Here is a 3,173-nt window from a genome sequence, read left to right on the forward strand (position 1 = left end):
CCCCCCCCCCCCCCCCCCCCCCCCCCGGTACGCCTTCTACAGGTACTGACCGGTGTTGGCCACCGTGTCGATGGAGCGGCCGGTGTCCGCGCCCTGCTTTCCGGTGACGAGCGTGCGGATGAAGACGATCCGCTCGCCCTTCTTGCCGGAGATACGGGCCCAGTCGTCCGGGTTGGTGGTGTTCGGCAGGTCCTCGTTCTCCTTGAACTCGTCCACGCATGCCTGGAGGAGGTGGGAGACGCGAAGGCCCTTCTGGCCGTGGTCGAGGAAAGCCTTGATGGCCATCTTCTTGGCCCGGTCCACGATGTTCTGGATCATCGCGCCGGAGTTGAAGTCCTTGAAGTACAGGACTTCCTTGTCGCCGTTGGCGTACGTGACCTCGAGGAAGCGGTTCTCCTCGGACTCGGTGTACATCCGCTCGACGACCGACTGGATCATGGCGTGCGCCGCGGCTTCCTTCGAGCCGGTGTGCTCGGCCAGGTCGTCCGAGTGCAGCGGCAGCGAAGGCGTGAGGTACTTCGCGAAGATGTCCTTCGCGGCCTCCGCGTCGGGACGCTCGATCTTGATCTTGACGTCGAGCCGGCCCGGCCGCAGGATCGCCGGGTCGATCATGTCCTCGCGGTTGGAGGCGCCGATGACGATGACGTTCTCCAGGCCCTCCACGCCGTCGATCTCGGCGAGCAGCTGCGGGACGATGGTGTTCTCCACGTCCGAGCTGACGCCCGATCCACGGGTGCGGAAGAGCGACTCCATCTCGTCGAAGAAGACGATGACGGGGGTGCCCTCGCTCGCCTTCTCGCGGGCACGCTGGAAGACCAGGCGGATGTGGCGCTCGGTCTCGCCGACGTACTTGTTCAGGAGCTCGGGGCCCTTGATGTTGAGGAAGTAGCTCTTGCCGGCGGGCTGTCCGGTGACTTCGGCGACCTTCTTCGCCAGGGAGTTGGCGACGGCCTTGGCGATGAGCGTCTTGCCGCAGCCGGGCGGACCGTAGAGCAGGATGCCCTTCGGCGGGCGGAGCTCGTGCTCCTTGAAGAGGTCGGGGTGGAGATAGGGGAGCTCGACCGCGTCGCGGATCAGCTCGATCTGGTCGCCCAGGCCGCCGATCTTGTCGTAGTCGATGTCCGGCACTTCTTCGAGGACGAGTTCCTCGACCTCGCTCTTGGGCACGACTTCGTAGACGTAGCCGGAGCGGGGTTCGAGCAGCAGGGCGTCGCCGGGGCGGATGGTGATGTCCAGCAGCGGCTCGGCGAGCCTCACCACCCTTTCCTCGTCGGTGTGCCCGATGACCAGGGCTCGTTCGCCGTCCTCAAGGATCTCCTTGAGGGTGACGATGTCCCCGGCGCGCTCGAATTCCATGGCGTCGACCACGTTGAGCGCTTCGTTGAGCATGACCTCCTGGCCGCGCCTGAGGTCGTCGAGTTCGACGCTGGGGCTGACGTTCACCCGGAGCTTGCGGCCCCCGGTGAAGATGTCGCAGGTACCGTCCTCGTTCGCCTGCAGGAACACCCCGAAGCCGGCCGGCGGCTGTGCGAGCCGGTCGACCTCCTCCTTGAGGGCCACGATCTGGTCGCGGGCCTCGCGGAGTGTGCTGGCGAGCCGTTCGTTCTGGGCGGACACGCCTGCGAGGTTGGTCTGCAATTCGACGATCCGCTCTTCGAGAACCCTCGTATGACGCGGAGAGTCGGCGAGCTTACGTCGCAGGACGGCGATTTCCTGCTCGAGATAGGCGACCTGGCCGGCTGGGTCGTCGGACCCCCGCCCGGGCCGGATGCCGCGGTTGATGTCGTCGTCGTGGGCTGCCACGGTCCTCACCTCCTCCAAGGGGAGCTGGACGCTTCCTGACCCTACCTGCGTGGGTGGTGATTGAAACCCCTAGATCACAAAGACTGTGAGGTGTGTCCGATCTTCACCCTTGCGCTCTCCCCGTCCCAGGGGGATACCCACCGTTCACCATCGGAAAGCGGCCGGTTGTATCGTCAAAGCGTTCAACACCCGTCAGGGCTGGCTCTTTCCCGGTCCGGCTACGCAGGAAACGGCAGGCGACATGACCGTGCGGCAGGACGCTCCCAACGGTGGCGAGGCGCAGGACCTGGAGGTGTGGATCGACCAGGACCTGTGCACGGGGGACGGCATCTGCGTGCAGTACGCGCCCGAGGTGTTCGAGCTGGACATCGACGGTCTGGCGTACGTGAAGAGCGAGGACGAGGAGCTGCTGCAGGACAAGGGCGCGACCGCGCCGGTGCCGCTGCCGCTGCTCCAGGACGTCGTGGACTCGGCCAAGGAGTGCCCGGGCGACTGCATTCACGTACGTCGCGTTTCGGACAGGGTCGAGGTGTACGGCCCCGAGGCGGCCTGACCGTCCGGGGCTCAGGGCGGCGGTGCCGGGCCGGGGTCAGGCGCCTGCGCCGGCGCCCCTGTCCGTGTCGCTGCTGCGGGTGAAGGCGCCGTTCTGCCACTTCCAGGTGACTTTTTCCTGCTGGTCGGGGCAGCAGGAGGGCACGGACGACGAGGAGTAGCCGAGGAGTGTGGCGGAGATGACGCGGTCGCGGACCGTGAAGTCGCCGATGGTCAGCTGCTGGGCGGGGTCCACCAGGGTCGCGACGATCCTGGGTGCGGCCCCGCTCGCCTGTGTGAGGACGTAGACGCCGCTGGGCGGGGTGCCCGATCCGGCCGCGCAGTGGACCACCGCGACGGTCTCGGGCCTGCCGTCCCCGTCGAGGTCGCCGGGGGCCTGCTTGGCCACGGTGCTGCCGACGTTGCCGCAGTCCAGGGGGAAGTCCGCATCGGCCGGGTCGGGGGCGACGGCCGCCTCCTCGTGCTGCTGCTGGGCCGTGGTGCGGTGCCGGGTGGACGCCGAGGCGCTGCTGTCGGGCTGGAGGAGACCGGCTGCCGCGACGACGCCGGCCATGGCGGCCGCGGTGGCGAGCCAGTGCATGGGCCTGGTGTCGGTGTGCGCGAGGTCCGGGAGCGCGGAGGTCTGCACGCGGGCTGTCTCCTGTGGTTCCTGTGGTGCGGCCGTCGGCGTCGGCGGTGCGGGGGTGGCCAGCATCGTGCCACACCTCACACGGCGGCGGAACGGTGGGGTGCGCAAGGATGACGGGCCGCGTACGGAAAAGGAGGGGGGGGGGGGGGGGGGGGGGGGGGGGGGGGGGGGGGGGGGGGGGGGGGGGGGG

The 3,173-nt window shown here is 68.6% G+C and carries 3 protein-coding genes; 1 reads left to right on the plus strand and 2 read right to left on the minus strand.

What is annotated here, in order from left to right:
- Positions 1–36 precede the first annotated feature (36 nt).
- Complete coding sequence (gene arc / locus ACN6LM_RS37760) at positions 37–1,803, minus strand: proteasome ATPase (RefSeq protein ID WP_445069943.1); 1,767 nt, start codon at positions 1,801–1,803, stop codon at positions 37–39.
- 241 nt (positions 1,804–2,044) lie between these two features.
- On the opposite strand from arc, the gene ACN6LM_RS37765 reads away from it, so the two are divergent.
- Positions 2,045–2,356: a ferredoxin gene (locus ACN6LM_RS37765; RefSeq protein ID WP_445069944.1), complete on the plus strand. Its 312-nt coding sequence runs from the start codon at positions 2,045–2,047 to the stop codon at positions 2,354–2,356.
- Positions 2,357–2,392: 36 nt separating this feature from the next.
- On the opposite strand, the gene ACN6LM_RS37770 is transcribed toward ACN6LM_RS37765, so the two are convergent.
- The gene (locus ACN6LM_RS37770) at positions 2,393–2,983 is read right to left on the minus strand and encodes a hypothetical protein (protein WP_445069945.1); all 591 of its coding nucleotides are present in this window, start codon (positions 2,981–2,983) and stop codon (positions 2,393–2,395) included.
- Between the last annotated feature and the right edge of the window lie 190 nt (positions 2,984–3,173).

The sequence above is a fragment of the Streptomyces sp. SAS_281 genome (assembly GCF_052542855.1).